The organism is Mesorhizobium sp. BAC0120 (assembly GCF_033542235.1).
Classification (GTDB): domain Bacteria; phylum Pseudomonadota; class Alphaproteobacteria; order Rhizobiales; family Rhizobiaceae; genus JAWRCU01.
In genome coordinates this window covers 72295-87081 of record NZ_JAWRCU010000004.1, presented here as the reverse complement: position 1 = coordinate 87081, position 14787 = coordinate 72295, and the positions used below count along the sequence as shown (strand labels likewise).

Annotated in this window: 14 protein-coding genes and 1 pseudogene; 11 read left to right on the top strand and 4 right to left on the bottom strand. The window is 62.9% G+C overall.

Going from position 1 to position 14787, the window contains the following annotated elements:
- Window positions 1-81 precede the first annotated feature (81 nt).
- Together SAZ10_RS10795 and SAZ10_RS10790 are read right to left on the bottom strand one after the other, a co-directional pair.
- Window positions 82-1170 carry a hypothetical protein gene (locus tag SAZ10_RS10795; protein WP_318609219.1) on the bottom strand — a complete coding sequence of 363 codons (1089 nt, stop codon included), beginning with the start codon at window positions 1168-1170 and terminating at the stop codon, window positions 82-84.
- A 268-nt stretch (window positions 1171-1438) separates the two neighbouring features.
- Window positions 1439-2050 (bottom strand): thymidine kinase, encoded by a 612-nt coding sequence (locus SAZ10_RS10790; RefSeq protein WP_318609218.1) that lies wholly within the window; start codon window positions 2048-2050, stop codon window positions 1439-1441.
- A gap of 237 nt (window positions 2051-2287) precedes the next feature.
- On the opposite strand from SAZ10_RS10790, the gene SAZ10_RS10785 reads away from it, so the two are divergent.
- From SAZ10_RS10785 to SAZ10_RS10765, 5 genes and pseudogenes are all read left to right on the top strand, one after another.
- Entirely contained in the window at window positions 2288-3235 is a 948-nt protein-coding gene (locus tag SAZ10_RS10785; RefSeq protein ID WP_318609217.1) for a choline ABC transporter substrate-binding protein, read from the top strand.
- An 84-nt stretch (window positions 3236-3319) separates the two neighbouring features.
- Window positions 3320-4174, top strand: coding sequence for a choline ABC transporter permease subunit (choW, locus tag SAZ10_RS10780; protein ID WP_318609216.1), 855 nt, complete (start codon window positions 3320-3322; stop codon window positions 4172-4174).
- On the top strand, window positions 4171-5352 hold the full coding sequence (gene choV / locus SAZ10_RS10775; protein ID WP_318609215.1) for a choline ABC transporter ATP-binding protein: 1182 nt from the start codon (window positions 4171-4173) through the stop codon (window positions 5350-5352). The genes choW and choV overlap by 4 nt, the downstream gene beginning before the upstream one ends.
- A gap of 275 nt (window positions 5353-5627) precedes the next feature.
- A pseudogene (locus tag SAZ10_RS10770) lies at window positions 5628-6997 on the top strand (MFS transporter).
- 183 nt (window positions 6998-7180) lie between these two features.
- Window positions 7181-7945 carry a carbonic anhydrase gene (locus SAZ10_RS10765; RefSeq protein ID WP_318609214.1) on the top strand — a complete coding sequence of 255 codons (765 nt, stop codon included), beginning with the start codon at window positions 7181-7183 and terminating at the stop codon, window positions 7943-7945.
- A 41-nt stretch (window positions 7946-7986) separates the two neighbouring features.
- On the opposite strand, the gene dinB is transcribed toward SAZ10_RS10765, so the two are convergent.
- A complete protein-coding gene (gene dinB / locus SAZ10_RS10760) occupies window positions 7987-9234 on the bottom strand; it encodes a DNA polymerase IV (RefSeq protein WP_318609213.1) in 1248 nt (415 codons plus the stop codon).
- A 209-nt stretch (window positions 9235-9443) separates the two neighbouring features.
- Here dinB and SAZ10_RS10755 point away from each other — a divergent pair, with 209 nt between their 5' ends.
- Both SAZ10_RS10755 and SAZ10_RS10750 read left to right on the top strand, forming a co-directional pair.
- Window positions 9444-9809 carry a hypothetical protein gene (locus tag SAZ10_RS10755; RefSeq protein ID WP_318609212.1) on the top strand — a complete coding sequence of 122 codons (366 nt, stop codon included), beginning with the start codon at window positions 9444-9446 and terminating at the stop codon, window positions 9807-9809.
- 78 nt (window positions 9810-9887) lie between these two features.
- Window positions 9888-10124, top strand: coding sequence for a hypothetical protein (locus tag SAZ10_RS10750; protein WP_318609211.1), 237 nt, complete (start codon window positions 9888-9890; stop codon window positions 10122-10124).
- Window positions 10125-10208: 84 nt separating this feature from the next.
- Here the strand turns inward: SAZ10_RS10750 and mgtE are convergent, their stop codons facing one another.
- Window positions 10209-11594, bottom strand: a complete 1386-nt coding sequence (gene mgtE, locus SAZ10_RS10745) for a magnesium transporter (RefSeq protein WP_318609210.1) — start codon at window positions 11592-11594, stop codon at window positions 10209-10211.
- A gap of 387 nt (window positions 11595-11981) precedes the next feature.
- Between mgtE and clpS the strand changes: the two genes are divergently transcribed.
- From clpS to SAZ10_RS10725, 4 genes are all read left to right on the top strand, one after another.
- Window positions 11982-12293, top strand: coding sequence for an ATP-dependent Clp protease adapter ClpS (clpS, locus tag SAZ10_RS10740; protein WP_318609209.1), 312 nt, complete (start codon window positions 11982-11984; stop codon window positions 12291-12293).
- 40 nt (window positions 12294-12333) lie between these two features.
- Complete coding sequence (locus SAZ10_RS10735) at window positions 12334-13173, top strand: HugZ family protein (protein ID WP_318609208.1); 840 nt, start codon at window positions 12334-12336, stop codon at window positions 13171-13173.
- A gap of 166 nt (window positions 13174-13339) precedes the next feature.
- Window positions 13340-13672, top strand: a complete 333-nt coding sequence (locus SAZ10_RS10730; RefSeq protein ID WP_318609207.1) for a metalloregulator ArsR/SmtB family transcription factor — start codon at window positions 13340-13342, stop codon at window positions 13670-13672.
- Window positions 13673-13870: 198 nt separating this feature from the next.
- Window positions 13871-14668 carry an RNA methyltransferase gene (locus tag SAZ10_RS10725; RefSeq protein ID WP_318609206.1) on the top strand — a complete coding sequence of 266 codons (798 nt, stop codon included), beginning with the start codon at window positions 13871-13873 and terminating at the stop codon, window positions 14666-14668.
- The last annotated feature ends 119 nt before the right edge of the window (window positions 14669-14787 follow it).

Below are 14787 nucleotides of genomic sequence, written 5' to 3'. Positions count from 1 at the left end.
AGCCAATCTCCCCCCTTGTGGGGGAGATGTCCGGCAGGACAGAGGGGGGCGCGAAAAAACTCAACGCTTGCCGTCAGTAGCTTACTGCTGCACGTAATCCGCCGCATTGTGCTTGCGCATGACTTCCGCGAAGCGGCGGGCAAACGCATCGTCGGCGAACTTCTTGCGGCGTTGGATATCCGCGGAGGCCACCATGTTCTTCTCATGCAGCTCGAGCAGGTCGCCGATGTGCTTCTGCGCGGCCGCGCCGATGCCGGCCATGGTCTCCTCGGCGGTGGTATCGACCTTCGAGCCAAGCGTGTTGATCTTGTGCGCGACATCCTGCTGTGCGGCCGTCTTCAATGAGTCCTCCAGCGCCTTGTAGAGAACGATCCGCTGCTCGGTATCGATGGTGAGCTTGTTGATCAGGGTGTTCTGCGCCGCGATCTGGTTGTTGAGGGAGTCCACGAAAGTCTGGAACATCGAGGTGTAGCGCTCCAGCGTCTGGCTGGCGGCAAGCAGCTCCTGCTCCTTCGCCTGTTTCTCGTTGTATTCGGTGGCAAGCTTCGAGCGCTGGCCTTCGAGCTCGGTGCGCTCGGTCTGGCTGGTGGAAGCCGCTATTCTGTTCTCGATATCCAAGAGCAGAGGGTTCAGCTCCTCGATGCGCTTCTGCACGCCCGTGAGGTCCGCCATCGTCGCCTTGCGCCGCTCGATCACCTGGGAGAGGCTTGCCTCGGACGTCTTGTAGCGGTCGCCGAGGATCTGCTTCTGCGCCTTCAGTATGCCCACGATCGTGTCCGACTTGGTGAGCAGCTCCTGCAAATTGCCGGCAAGCGACATGTTGCGCACGCGGTCAGTGCGCATCCTCTGCTTGCTCTCCTCCGAGAAGATGCCGACGAAGCTCTCCCAACCCGTGTAGCTCTTCATGCTCTCGAACTCGGTGCCGAACACGTTGGTCGCGTCCTCGAGCCCGATGATCAGGTCGGCGATGTTTGCTTCCATCACCTTCTGCTGCCTGATCACGTCCTCGATACGGGCGTTCTCGATGTCGAAATCGGTATCGCCGATCCGCTGGTCGGCCTTGGCGAGCGTCTCCAGGGCCGTCCCGGACTGGTCGATCCTGGAGCGCATCTCCTCGACGACTTTCTTGGTCTTCTCGATTTCGGAATCGAAGTTCTGAAGTGTCGCCATGAGCTCCTCCGCAGGCGGCAAGATGAAGTCGAAAGAATATATGTGGGGCATACAGGGAATGAAAGGCGCAAGAAAATAACGGGTTGCCATGCCCTTGGTTCCGGCGTTTTTCGCTACCGGATCGCCGCGAATTGCGCTGGGTGCGGCCGCAGGCGTCTACTCGGCGCGCCCCAGATGAAAGGCTGTAGGGCAGTACGGCAATGGGGGAAAATTGGATGTTCCCCAAGGGCCTCCTCCAACCCCCTTGCTGCCCTGTCGCCCTATCCGCTCAGCCATTCGCGAATCCCACCAGGTCCTCCGGAGGCAAGCGGCCCATCTCCTCCTCCCAGTGACGGCGGCAGAGCGAGACATAGGCGGCCTTGCCGATCGCCACTTGCTCGCCTTGCCTGGCGACCTTGCCGTCCTGACCGAGCCTGACGACCATCGTCGCCTTGCGGCCGCAGCGGCAGATCGTGCGCACCTCGCGCAGTTCGTCGGCGATCGCGAGCAGCGCCTGCGAGCCGGAAAACAGCTTGCCCTGGAAATCGGTCCTCAGCCCGTAGCACATGACCGGGATGTTGAGCCGGTCGGTGACGCGGGCAAGCTGCCACACCTGCTCCTCCCCAAGGAACTGGGCCTCGTCGACGAAAACGCAATGCACCGTCAGATGCTTGTGATGCTCCGCGATGCGAGCGAAGAGGTCGTCGCCGTCTCGGAACATCTCGGCCTCCGACTCCAGCCCGATACGCGATTCGATATAGCCGCGGTCGCCCTTCCGGTAATGGCCGGCCACGAACAGCATGGTCGTCATGCCGCGCTCGCGATAGTTGTAGGACGCCTGAAGCAGCATGGTCGTCTTGCCGGCGTTCATGGTTGCGTAGTGGAAGTAGAGCTTGGCCATCGCCACCCTATAGGCGAAATGCCGGGCCGATCGGGAGTCTACGTCCCAGACCGTCCCCGAAAAAAAGCCTGCCGGAGTACCCGGCCCCACTGCCGATGTCGCTTCAGGGAAAGCCTGCGTCGCGTTGCGGCCGGGATCTGCCGCTTGAATCGGCCCCAAAATGATGTTTGGCTGGCGTGAGATGCGGGGACGGCCCGCGGGCGCGGCAACGCATATCGGGACAATGGGAGAAATCAGATGCTTCGCGTGAAATTCACCGCCTCTGCCTTGGGCTTGGCGGCAATCCTTTCCTCGGGCGCCGCTTTGGCCGCCGAGCCCGAAACTTGCAAGGCGGTGCATTTCGCCGATGTCGGCTGGACCGACATCGCCGCGACCACCGGCACTGCGTCCGTCATCCTCGAAGCGCTCGGTTACACGCCGGACGTTCAGGTCCTCTCGGTGCCCGTCACGTATACGTCGCTCAAGAACAAGGATATCGACGTCTTCCTCGGCAATTGGATGCCGACCATGGAAGGAGACCGCAAGCCCTATGTCGACGACAAATCGGTAGAGGTCCTGGGCGCCAATCTCGAAGGCGCGAAATACACGCTCGCCGTGCCCAGTTACACCTATGACGAGGGACTGAAGAGTTTTCAGGACATCGCCAAATTCAAAGACAAGCTGGACGGCAAGATCTACGGTATCGAGGCCGGTAATGACGGCAATCGTCTGATCCTCGACATGATCTCAAAAAACAAGTTCGACCTCGGCAGCTTCGAGCTGGTCGAGAGCTCAGAAGCCGGCATGCTGGCCGCGGTGCAGAAAGCCGTGCCGGGCAAGCAGGATGTCGTCTTCCTCGGCTGGGAGCCCCATCCGATGAACACCAAGATCGACATGAAGTATCTCGAGGGCGGCGATGACGTGTTCGGTCCGAACTATGGTGGCGCCACCGTCTACACCAACGTGCGCGCCGGCTACGCCACCGAATGCCCCAACGTCGGGAAGTTCTTGAAGAACCTCGTCTTCTCGCTCAAGATGGAGAATGAGATCATGGGCGACATCCTCGACAACAGCGCCGAGCCGAAAGCCGCGGCGACTGCATGGCTGAAGAAGAACCCTGACGCGCTGACGCCATGGCTTGCCGGCGTCACCACCTTCGACGGAGGCGACGCTTCGGCTGCGGTAAAGTCGGCGTTGGGGCTGTGATTCCGGTCACTCGATAAGACAAAAACAAGGCGGCGGCCACCCTGAGCGGACGGCCGCCGTTTTCGTAAGCGCAGGAGGGGCGCCATGGATCCGGTCTCGGCATTTATCGCCAGCTTCAAGATCCCCATCGGCCGATGGGGCAAGGCCTTCTTCGATTTCCTGACGACCAATTTCGAGTGGTTCTTCAATTCGATCGCGCACGGCCTGACCTGGTTCCTCAACGGGCTCATCGGCCTCCTGTTGATGGTCCCGGCGGTCGTATTGGCCGTGCTGATCGCCGCGCTCGCCTGGTGGCTGCAGCGATCCTGGAAGCTTGCGCTGGGGGTCCTTGTCGGCCTGCTCTTCATCATCAACCAGAACCTCTGGAAGGAGACCGTCGAGACGCTTGTGCTGGTCGTCGCCTCCGCCGCCGCTTCGATGGCGATCGGCGTGCCGATCGGCATCTGGGCTGCCCACAACGAGCGGGTCTGGCGCGTACTGCAGCCCATCCTCGACCTGATGCAGACGATGCCCACTTTCGTCTACCTGATTCCGGTGCTCATCCTGTTCGGGCTCGGCCTCGCGCCGGGCCTCATCGTCACCATCATCTTTGCCGCACCCGCCCCGATCCGGCTCACCTATCTCGGCATCACCACCGTGCCGAAATCCATGCTGGAGGCCGGCTCCGCCTTCGGCGCCACCAAGCGCCAGCTGCTCTGGAAGGTCGAGCTTCCGTCCGCGCTCCCCACCATCATGGCGGGGCTCACCCAATGCATCATGCTCTGCCTGTCGATGGTCGTCATTGCCGCCCTGATCGGCGCCAACGGCCTTGGGAAACCGGTGGTGAGAGCGCTGAACTCGGTCAACATCCCGCTCGGTCTGGAGGCCGGCCTCGCGATCGTTGTGCTCGCGATCGTGCTTGACCGCATAAGCCGGGTCCGCACGGGAGGTGTGAAATGAACGCGGCCGTCGATTTCAGGAATGTCGACATCATCTTCGGCCCCGACGCCGGCGAGGCGCTGAAGATGGTGGACGCCGGCGCCACGCGCACAGAAATCCTCGAGAAAACCGGTAACGTGCTCGGCTGCGCCGGTGCCAACCTCACCGTCAACGAGGGCGAGATTTCGGTGCTGATGGGCCTCTCCGGCTCCGGCAAGTCGACGCTGCTGCGCGCAGTCAACAGGCTCAACATCGTTTCCCGCGGCCAGGTCTTGGTGCGCGAAAACGGCAAGATGGTCGACGTCGTCACCTGCGACGAGGCGACGCTGCGCCGCGTGCGCCAGAAGACTGTCGCCATGGTCTTCCAGCAGTTCGGCTTGCTGCCGTGGCGGACGGTCGAGGAAAATGTCGGTTTCGGCCTGGAGCTCGCCGGCATGCCCGAGGCGGAGCGCAGGGCACGCGTCGACAAGCAGCTGAAGCTCGTCCACCTCGACCAGTGGGCAAAGAAATATGCCCACGAGCTTTCCGGCGGCATGCAGCAGCGCGTGGGCTTGGCGCGCGCCTTCGCAACCGAGGCGCCGATCCTCCTGATGGACGAGCCCTTCTCTGCGCTCGACCCACTGATCCGCACCAAGCTGCAGGACGAGCTCCTGCAGCTTCAGGCGACGCTGAAGAAGACGATCATCTTCGTCAGCCATGACCTCGAGGAAGCACTGAAGATCGGCAACACGATCACCATCATGGAGGGTGGCCGCATCGTCCAGAGCGGCGCGCCCGAGGACATCGTGCTGAAGCCGGCCAACGATTATGTCCGCGACTTCATCGCCAATGTGAACCCGCTTTCGGTGCTCACCGCCTGGAACGTCATGCGCGACCGCCGCGACCTGGAAAGCGCCGGCGACGGCTGGCTCTGGCTCGACCGCCGCAAGACCACCCGCTTCCAAATCGACGGAAACGGGCTGGTGACGGCTGCCGAGCGCAACGGCAAGCCGGCCGTCTGGGCCTCCTGCGACGAGGTCGAGAAGCTGCCGGAAGACAATCCGCACGTCTACTGGGCGCGGCCGGGCACCTCGCTGAAGACCGTCATGCTCGCCATGCACCGCTCGCAGACGGCGCCGGTCGCACTCTTCGACGACCAGTCGCGCTTCGTCGGCGCGATCGGCGTGAGGGATGTGCTGAGCGCGGTGTTGCGGAGGTGATTTAGCTGCAGCTGCGTCGCAATGACGACGAACGCCTGCCTTGCCGCCAGCCGCGCCAAGTACCGAACCGACCTTCTCTGCAGCAGCGTCTGACTTTCTCATTTCGGGACGGTTCGATCGGGAACGAAACATCCTCGGCAGCGCCGCCCTATATGCGGCCTTCAAAAGGAGATGAGCCCTTCAAAAGGAGATGAGCCGTGCAAGACGCTCCTCTCAAGCCACCAATCGGGCCACAAACGCCCGCGAAGGCGCAGGCTGCGCCTCATGCACAGGGCGTGCCGGTCCCATCATCGATTACAGCATCGCTCACCTTGGCGGCTATGAGCCTTGGTTATGGCGTCGTTCAGCTCGACGTGACAATCGTGAACACAGCGCTCGACGCGATCGGCAAGGCGCTCGAGGGAGGGGTGTCGGAGCTGCAGTGGGTGGTCAGCGCCTACACCATTGCCTTTGCCGCCTTTATCCTGACAGCAGGTGCTCTCGGAGATCGGATTGGCGCGAAGCGCGTATTTATGGCGGGCTTCGCCATTTTCACGGCGGCATCGCTCGCCTGCGCGCTTGCTCCGAGCGCCATCGTTCTCATCGCGGCGCGTTACGTTCAGGGCATTGCCGCTGCAATGCTGGTGCCGAACTCGCTTGCGCTGCTCAACCACGCCTATTCCGATGAGCGCGGGCGCGGCAGGGCGGTCGGAGTATGGGCCGCCGGCGCGAGCGTGGCACTGACCGCTGGCCATTGGTCGGTGGAGGTCTGATTGCGCTCATCGGCTGGCGCTCGATCTTCCTGGTAAATTTGCCGATTGGGTTGATCGGCCTTTACCTGACCTGGCGCTACGCAACAGAGACGACGCGCTTGCAGCAACGCGAGATGGACTTGCCCGGGCAGGTCGCTGCCGTGGCGGCGCTTGGCTTTCTCGCCGGGGCCATGATCGAAGGGGGTGCGCTCGGGTGGAGTCACCCCTTCGTGATTGCCGGTTTCCTTACAGCTCTGGTGTGCGGCCTGCTTTTCGTCTGGCGGGAGCGGCGCGTATGTCAACCAATGCTCCCACTGGAACTTTTCAACCACCGGATGTTCGCGCTGACCTCGCTCGCAGGCTTGCTTGTCAACGTGGCGTTCTACGGCTTGATCTTCGTCTTCAGCTTGTACTTTCAGAAGATCAACGGCCTTTCGCCATTCGCTACCGGCCTCGCCTTCGTGCCCATGGTTGGCGTCGTGCTCCCGGTGAACCTGCTGGCGGCACGCATCAGCGAGCGCATCGGTGTGCCGCAAACCATTGCGACAGGCGCGTGCCTGTCGGCAGCCGGATGCCTTGCCATGCTCGGGGTGGGGCCGGGCACCAGCTATTGGGCGCTCTGCGCGCAAATGATCGCCATGGGCGCAGGACTGGGATTACTCGTGCCGCCCCTCACTTCGGCCCTGCTTGCCAGCGTGGACAAGTCGCGTTCCGGCGTGGCCGCCGGCGTATTGAACGCAACCCGGCAAACCGGCAGCGTTTTGGGCGTTGCGCTGTTCGGTTCGCTGATTGGCACTGACGACAGTTTCATATGGGGTACCCGCGCATCACTGGTCATCTCCGCGTTCGCGCTGTTTGCGGCCGCGACACCGATGATCGTCAGTTCATGCCGATCCGCGCGACAGTCAGGCTGACACCGTCCTCGACGCTCCAGGATTCCTGTCGCCCGAGCGGGTGCGAGTATCGCGTAACGTAACGTAAAGGGCCTTGCCAGCCCTCCGCACGTGGCAGCAGATTGGATCGACAACGGTCGGATTTCGCCTGAACAGCATCCAACTGGCTACTGTCCAACACGATGAGCGCAAAGGGAGGAAGACATGAAGACTGAAGAATTTGCCTTCCAGGAGGGTGCCGCGGCCTGCGGTTGCAGCGATTGCTCAAGGATTTCGGCGGGCTATGGGAAAACCGCCGATCTGACGCGACGCAGGTTTTTCTGCGGCGCGATCGGCGGCACCGCCGCCGTACTGGCAGGCGCCACGCTTTCGTCCACTCGGCCCGCCTTTGCCCAGACCACCATGACACCACAAGAGGCGCTCCAGGCGATGATGGACGGCAATGCGCGCTATGTCGGCGGACAGCTCCAGTCCCTCAATGAAGACCTGTCGATCCTCAAGGCCAATACGGCCGAGAAACAGGAGCCTTTCGCCGCCGTCCTTTCCTGTGCCGATTCCCGGGTGCCGGTGGAACTGGTGTTCGACCAGAGCATCGGCCATCTGTTCGTCGTCCGCGTGGCCGGAAACATCACCTCGCCCGAGATCACGGCGAGCCTCGAATATGGTGTCGCCGTGCTGGGCACCAAGGTTCTGATGGTGCTGGGGCACGGCAATTGCGGTGCGGTCAAGGCAACCATCGAAGGCAAGGCCGTGCCAGGACAGATCAGCGCCCTTTATGCGCCCATCCGGCCGGCCGTGGACACAGCGGGCTCCGACCTTGACGCCGCCATCGACGCCAATGCCAAGAACCAGGCGACGCTGCTCAGCCAGGCATCCCCCATCATCGCAGGAGCGATCAAGGACGGAAAACTGAAGGTGGTGTCCGCCCGCTATGACGTCGCAAGCGGGAAGGTCGCGTTGCTATCCTAGAAGAGTTTGCCTGGAGGCGAAGGCTGGACGCCGCGTCTACCTCACAGCTCCTTCTCCGCCAGCTCGCGAAACGCATCCGGCACCGAGCGCGACGTGCCGAGCGCGACCGAGGCATAGCCGACCGCCTCCCAGCCGAAGCGGTCGCGGATCTTGTCGACGGCGCGATCGGCGACGCAACGGGCGATGCCTCGCCTGGTGCCCGGCCGCCGCTTCTCGTCTGCGAGCGCCAGCGGCAGGTCGAGCTGCATCTGCCAATGCTCCTCGAGATGCGACACCGAGATTGCGAGAAGCGAGATGGTTTTCTCCTGAGGGTGGTCCGCGAGTGCCGCCCGTACCAGTTCCCCGGCGACCTCGGCGAGCATCCCCGTCGCCGCGATCGGCGTGTCCAGCGTGACGGAACGGGTGACCGAGCGCAGGTCCGCGAAGCGAACCCGCACCGTCACGGTCCGGCCGGGCCGTGCCTTGGCCCTGAGCCGAGAGCAGATCCTGTCCGCGAGATGCAAGAGCGCCGGCCGGATGACGCTCTCCTTCATCGGCTTCATGCCGAGCGCGGACTGCGCCCCGGCTGACTTCGCCCGGTGATGTGTCCTGATCTCCCTGGGGTCGCGGTTCCAGGCAAGCGCCGAGAGCTTCTCGCCCGCCGCAGGCCCGAGCAGCCGCTCGAGCGACCATCCGGGCGTCTCGGCCAATTGCCCGATCGTGGTGACGCCGATCTCGGCAAGCCGCGCCCTGGTGACAGGTCCGACGCCCCACATCAGCTCGACCGGCAGACCGTGCAGGAACGGGAGCTCATGGCCGGGATCGACCACCACCAGGCCATCGGGTTTCGCCACTTGCGAGGCGATCTTCGCCAAGTGCTTCGTGCGCGCCACGCCGACCGAAATGGGCAAGCCGAGCTCCGAGCGAACGCGGCGCCGAAACGCCTGGGCGATCTCGGGAGGCGTGCCGAACAGATGCGTGCAGCCCATGACATCGGCGAACGCCTCGTCGATCGAGATTCGGTCGACGAGCGGCGTGAAATCGCCGAGCACCTTGATCGCGGCATCGCCCAGCCGCTGATATTCCTTGAAATGGCCGGCGACGAAGATCAGTTTCGGGCAAAGCTCGCGCGCCCGCCGGCCCGGCATGCCGCCGCGTACCCCGAACGCCTTGGCCTCGTAGGAGGCAGCAAGCACCACCCCACCGCCGACAGCGACCGGCTTGCCGCGAAGCGACGGGTCGAGCAACTGCTCGACCGAGGCATAGAAGGCATCGAGGTCCGCATGGAGGATGGTGGCTGTCGTTTCCATCGCGGCCGTTCACCCTCCGTGCTTCAGCCGCAGCTTTGTTTTAGAGATTTCGCAAACAAGAACATAAAGAGAACATGCGTCGTCTATTGTCAAGCCTCCGGGATGACCGCAGGCAGGTCGCAGACCGAAGCGACAAGGTCGAGGGGTCAGGAATTTTCCTGGCGTGCCCGGCCCATAGCGCCTAAGTCAGCAGTGACATGCAGTCGATCATGACCAAGGCACCCAGGTTTGCGCTCGGGCTGCGCCTGCTGGCGCTGCTGCTTGCGCTCGCCTGGCTTCCATCAGGCCGAGTCGACTTCGCCTCTTATACCGCGCCGCAGCTTTCCTCCATTGAGCGTGCGCCCGAAGCAGCAATCGCAGCTCACCGCCCAACGTTCGCGCTGGCGGAAGCCAAGGCCTTCCGCGGGTCACCGAACAAGACGGGCCTGCCCGGACAGCCTGCAATCATTCAGGCTGCCGAGGAATACCGGGCGCTTCGCTTCACTCACGCGGGCTGCTCCGATTCGGATATCGGCCTGCCGCCCAGCTCGCTGGCCCAAGCGCGGGCCCGCGGCCCGCCGGCTCGGCTCGTCTAAGACCTCCCTATTTCATCAACCTTTCAGCCGTCGAGAGGCAGCCCGCTGCCGCTCCGGCTGCTTCATGGGCATGTCCAAATGGAACGAATTTTCACCGCCAAGACCATTTTCGCCACGATAGCCGCAGCACTCTTTCTTGTTGTGAAGATGCTGACGATTGCCGGGACCATCATCGGGCTCATCATCCATTCGCTCGACGTCGGCCTCACCGGCTCGCTCGTGCTCGCCGGCCTCGCGTCCATCCCCTGTCTGCTGGCTTCGGCGGTCATCTGCAGATGGGCCTTTGATGCCGAGACCGATCCCGCCAATCAGTGATTGGCGCAACTGGCCGGACCGAAGAACCGCGCGAGCGAAAAGCGCACAGGCGTAGCCGCTCTATCGGTTTCAGCCGCGGTACCCTCACAAGAGGGTGCCGCGCAGGATCACCAGCGCCACCGAGAAGTAGATCACGAGTCCCGTGACGTCGACGAGCGTCGCGACGAACGGGGCCGAGGCGCTCGCCGGGTCGAACCCCATCCCTCGCAGGATGAAGGGCAGCATCGAGCCGGCCATCGAGCCAAAGCTGACGACGCCGACCAGTGCGGCACCTACGGTCAACGCCACCAGCGGCCAGTGCTCGCCATAGTCGTAGAATCCGATCTTCTGCCACAGCGTGATGCGGATCATGCCGATCACGCCAAGTATGGCGCCGAGCATCAGACCGGTGGGCAGCTCTCTCAACGCCACCCTCCACCAGTCGCGCAGCCTGATTTCGTGGAGGGCAAGCGCACGGATCAGCAGCGAAGTGGCCTGGGAGCCCGAATTGCCACCCGAGCTCATGATGAGCGGGATGAACATGGTGAGCACGAGCGCTCTCGACAGCTCGTCCTCGAAGCCCTGCATGGCCGTGGCGGTCAGCATCTCGGAAAGGAACAGGACACAGAGCCAGCCGGCGCGCTTCCGGATCATTCCGGGAAACGAAATGTCCATATAGGGCTCGTCGAGAGCCTCCATGCCGCCGAAGCGCTGCACTTCCGCGGTCTGCTGCTGGAAAATTGCGTCGATCACATCGTCGACCGTGACGATACCGATCACATGGCGGTGTGCGTCGACCACCGGCACTGCAAGAAGGTCGTATTTGGAGATGAGCCGCACCGCCTCGTCGCGCGGCGCCAACGGCGAGATCATGATCGGCTTTCGCGACGGGGCGACGGTAAGTACGGAGGCGTGCGGATCACCGGAGATCAGACGCCTGAGCGTTACCGCATGGACAAGCTTGTTTTTGACCGGGTCGACTACGAATACGGAATAGACCGTCTCACGCGTGCGCTCGACCGTGCGGATGTGATGGAGCACCTCGGCGATCGTCCAGTTCGACGGGACCGAGACGAATTCGGTGGTCATGATGGCGCCAGCGGTTTCCTCCGGATAGGCCAGCAATCTTTCCAGCGACGCCTTCGTGTCGACGTCGAGCAGGCTGAGAAGCTCTGAACGCGTAGGCTCCTCCAGCTCATGGAATACGTCGGCAACACGGTCGGCCGACATGCCCGAAAGATAGGCCGCGGCCTGGCTTCGAGGCAGCACAGCGATGATTTCCGGGCCGCAGTCCAGGCTGGGCTGGTCGAGCACTTCAATGGCGCGCTCCGGAGACAGTGCCTGGAGGACAAGGGCGGCGTCCTCGGGCGTCCGCTCGTTCAACGCCTCGACGATGTCTGGCGCACGCTCCTCGGCCAGACGCATGGCGAGCGCATGAGGGTCGATTGAGCTTGCGTCCTTGACGAGCTCGATTTGTGAATTGTCGTTCATGGCTCACCTCGCACCGATCGGCCGCCTTTGGACCGGTCGCGTGAGCCGATAGGCGGCCTAGCGCGGGCTGGCTGTCAGAGGCGGAATCGTCCGTCGGAAAGGACTGTCACTAGGCATAAGAAAGAACTTCGGACCTCGCTGGTTACCAAGGCGCTGATCATCAACGGCTCTTGCGCCGGCCAACAACCGGCAAGTGGTATTGTGGCATGATTGTGTCAAGCGCGCATTTTGCCGCGTAAATCATGCGGAAGAAGGTCACGAAGGCGCCGACCGATCACCGCTACAGTTGGGTGCTAGCCCAGCTCGGCGGCATGGACCTCGCCGGCCTGTTGTGCGAGCCTATATAGGGCAGCGTTTTTGTCCGTTCCGTCATCGGGAGCCGCTCCCATGCCCGACGCAAACACCATCACCCGGCCTATGGCCAAGGCAGTGCCGAAGACGCAGCGCCCGAAGCTGCACAAAGTCATCCTCGTCAATGACGATTTCACCCCGCGCGAATTCGTCGTCACAGTGCTCAAGGCCGAATTTCGCATGAGTGCGGACCAGGCTTACCGCGTCATGATCACCGCCCATCGGCGCGGCGTCTGTGTGGTGGCCGTCTTTACCAAGGACATCGCCGAGACCAAGGCGACCCGCGCCACCGAGGCCGGCCGCAAGGCGGGCTATCCGCTGCTTTTCACGACCGAGCCGGAGGAATAGCGTTGCGCATAGCGAATAGGGAATAGCGAGTAGCGAATAGATGGACCCGCAGATAAACCTACCCTATTCGCTATTCGCCATTCCCTATTCGCTATTCCAGAGATCCGACGTGGAAGAAAAGAAGTCCGTAATTCGCGAGACCGATGCCGACGCAATCAGGCAGGCGAAGACGCTGGTCAGGACTGGCCGCTATGGTGCGCTCGCGGCGCTCGAGCCCGGCACCGGCGCACCGCTCGCCAGCCGCGTGGCGGTGGCGACCGATCTCGACGGCGCGCCGCTCATCCTCGTTTCGGCGCTTTCCGAGCACACGGCAGCCATCCTCGCCGACCCGCGCTGTTCGCTGCTCGTGGGAGAACCCGGCAAGGGCGACCCCCTCGCCTACCCGCGCATCAGCCTGCACTGCCGGGCCATGAAGCTAGAACGCGGCGCACTCGAGCAAGGACGAGCTGAGCGCCGTTATCTCAATCGTCATCCAAAGGCGAAGCTCTATGCGAGCTTCGCCGACTTCTCGTTTTTTCGCCTTGCGATCGAACGCGCCAGCCTCAATGCCGGCTTCGGCAAGGCCTATCAGCTGACCGGCTCCGACCTCGTCTCCGACCTTCCCACGAATGGAGCGCTGGCGGAGGCCGAACAACCGGCAATCGATCACATGAACGCCGACCACCCGGACGCCGTCGACATCTATGCGCACGCTTTCGCCAAGGCCCGAGGCGAAGGCTGGACGATCACCGGCATCGATGCCGAAGGCCTCGACCTTGCCCTGGGTGATGACAGCAGGCGCGTCTTTTTCGACGAACCGCTTGCGAGCGCGGCCGATTTGCGCAAGATGCTGGTTGCACTGGTTCAGCAAGGCAGGACGCTACTTGGCACCCAGGGTTGAGTAAATTTGGCCCAACCTGACGGCGGGTGTCTTGTCGTTTAGCTGCTAAAATATTAACTTGTGTATATTACCTCCGATTCTGGCGGACGCGCCGACGGAGATCAAATCCGGAACGCCATTGCCCCCATGGCGTTCCCCGAGAAACACGTCCCTCGTGGGGGAAGAAATGCACGCTTCAAAACTCAATGGAAACGCCGACGCGGCAGCGGCCCTTTTATCGCTGCTGGCCAACGGCAAACGGCTTGCGATTATCGAGCAGCTCCTCGATAACGAGATGTCGGTGGGCGCGATTGCCGAAAAGGTCTCGCTCAGCCAGTCTGCGCTCTCGCAACATCTGGCCAAGCTGCGCAGCCTAAATCTTGTCGAGACGCGGCGCGACCGACAGATGATCTACTACTCCTGCAAGTCGCAGGCCGCCCGCCGTGTTATCGAGACGCTCGAGGAGCTCTTCGCCGAAGAGGCTCCGAAGAGGGTCATGCGTCGCGCGGCGAATGGTTAGCGAATCGGCCGAACAGTGCGTGGCTTTCGGATAGATTCCGATTCGGAAGCAAAGATAGAGGGCGGCGTGGCGCTCCAACTTGAGCACGCCGGCTCCAGTTAAGCATCCCGACCTTGCTGGGTTTCGCGCCCGCTTCACACATCGCTCCAAACGCCGTATCGGCACAGGGAGTGAACGAAGCGGAGCGACCGTTCAGCTATGATGCCTATCGTCGTCAACGATCCTGACGATCCCCGCATTGCGGCCTACCGCGACATTCGCGAGCGTGACCTTGTCGGACGCCACGGCCGTTTCGTCGCCGAGGGCAAGGTCGTCCTCGATGTCTTGTTTTCAGCCCGCCGATTCGAGGCCGAATCGGTATTGATCCTCGAATCACGCTTGGCCGGCATTGAGAGGACGCTCGCAAAAGCGCGTGAGGAGCTGCCCGTCTACGTGGCCTCGCGACGGGTGATGGACGCCGTTGCCGGCTTTCCGATCCATCGCGGCGTACTGGCGATAGGGCGCAGGCGCAACGAGGAAAGCGCCGAGGACCTGCTGTCCAGCCTGCCTGCCCTCGCACTGGTCGTTGCGCTCGTCGGCATCGCCAACCACGACAATATGGGCGCGATCTTCCGCAATGCGGCAGCATTCGGTGCTGACGCCGTGCTCTACGATGAGACCTGCTGCGATCCGCTCTACCGCAAGGCGATCAGGGTTTCGGTCGGCGCTGCTCTGAAGGTGCCCTTCGCCGAAGCCGGCTCAGATGAGCGGCTGATGGAGATGCTGGCTGCCGGCGGCTTCACCCAGCTCGCATTGTCGCCCAAGGGGCAAACCGACATCCGCGATCTCGCACGGCGAGAGCGCATGGCGCTCTTTCTTGGCACCGAGGGCGATGGCCTCCCCAGCGATCTGATGGAGCGCCTGCAAACGGTCCGTATCCCTATCTCGGAGGGATTCGACAGCCTCAACGTTGCGACCACCGCCGCAATCGCGCTGCATGAGATCAGGAACAGGTAGGCGAGGCGGAACAACGTCTCCGGCTACTGGAGTACCCCTCATCCGTCTCGGCGCTGAAGCGCCGAGCCACCTTCTCCCACGAGGGGAGAAGGGGGTGCGGTGCATTTGCGTCTCCGCCA

Excerpts from the sequence above, each read along its gene's own strand:
- SAZ10_RS10795 (WP_318609219.1), bottom strand. The coding sequence starts at position 1,170 with ATGGCGACACTTCAGAACTTCGATTCCGAAATCGAGAAGACCAAGAAA.
- SAZ10_RS10790 (WP_318609218.1), bottom strand. The coding sequence starts at position 2,050 with ATGGCCAAGCTCTACTTCCACTACGCAACCATGAACGCCGGCAAGACG.
- SAZ10_RS10785 (WP_318609217.1), top strand. The coding sequence starts at position 2,288 with ATGCTTCGCGTGAAATTCACCGCCTCTGCCTTGGGCTTGGCGGCAATC.
- choW (WP_318609216.1), top strand. The coding sequence starts at position 3,320 with ATGGATCCGGTCTCGGCATTTATCGCCAGCTTCAAGATCCCCATCGGC.
- choV (WP_318609215.1), top strand. The coding sequence starts at position 4,171 with ATGAACGCGGCCGTCGATTTCAGGAATGTCGACATCATCTTCGGCCCC.
- SAZ10_RS10765 (WP_318609214.1), top strand. The coding sequence starts at position 7,181 with ATGAAGACTGAAGAATTTGCCTTCCAGGAGGGTGCCGCGGCCTGCGGT.
- dinB (WP_318609213.1), bottom strand. The coding sequence starts at position 9,234 with ATGGAAACGACAGCCACCATCCTCCATGCGGACCTCGATGCCTTCTAT.
- SAZ10_RS10755 (WP_318609212.1), top strand. The coding sequence starts at position 9,444 with ATGACCAAGGCACCCAGGTTTGCGCTCGGGCTGCGCCTGCTGGCGCTG.
- SAZ10_RS10750 (WP_318609211.1), top strand. The coding sequence starts at position 9,888 with ATGGAACGAATTTTCACCGCCAAGACCATTTTCGCCACGATAGCCGCA.
- mgtE (WP_318609210.1), bottom strand. The coding sequence starts at position 11,594 with ATGAACGACAATTCACAAATCGAGCTCGTCAAGGACGCAAGCTCAATC.
- clpS (WP_318609209.1), top strand. The coding sequence starts at position 11,982 with ATGCCCGACGCAAACACCATCACCCGGCCTATGGCCAAGGCAGTGCCG.
- SAZ10_RS10735 (WP_318609208.1), top strand. The coding sequence starts at position 12,334 with ATGGACCCGCAGATAAACCTACCCTATTCGCTATTCGCCATTCCCTAT.
- SAZ10_RS10730 (WP_318609207.1), top strand. The coding sequence starts at position 13,340 with ATGCACGCTTCAAAACTCAATGGAAACGCCGACGCGGCAGCGGCCCTT.
- SAZ10_RS10725 (WP_318609206.1), top strand. The coding sequence starts at position 13,871 with ATGATGCCTATCGTCGTCAACGATCCTGACGATCCCCGCATTGCGGCC.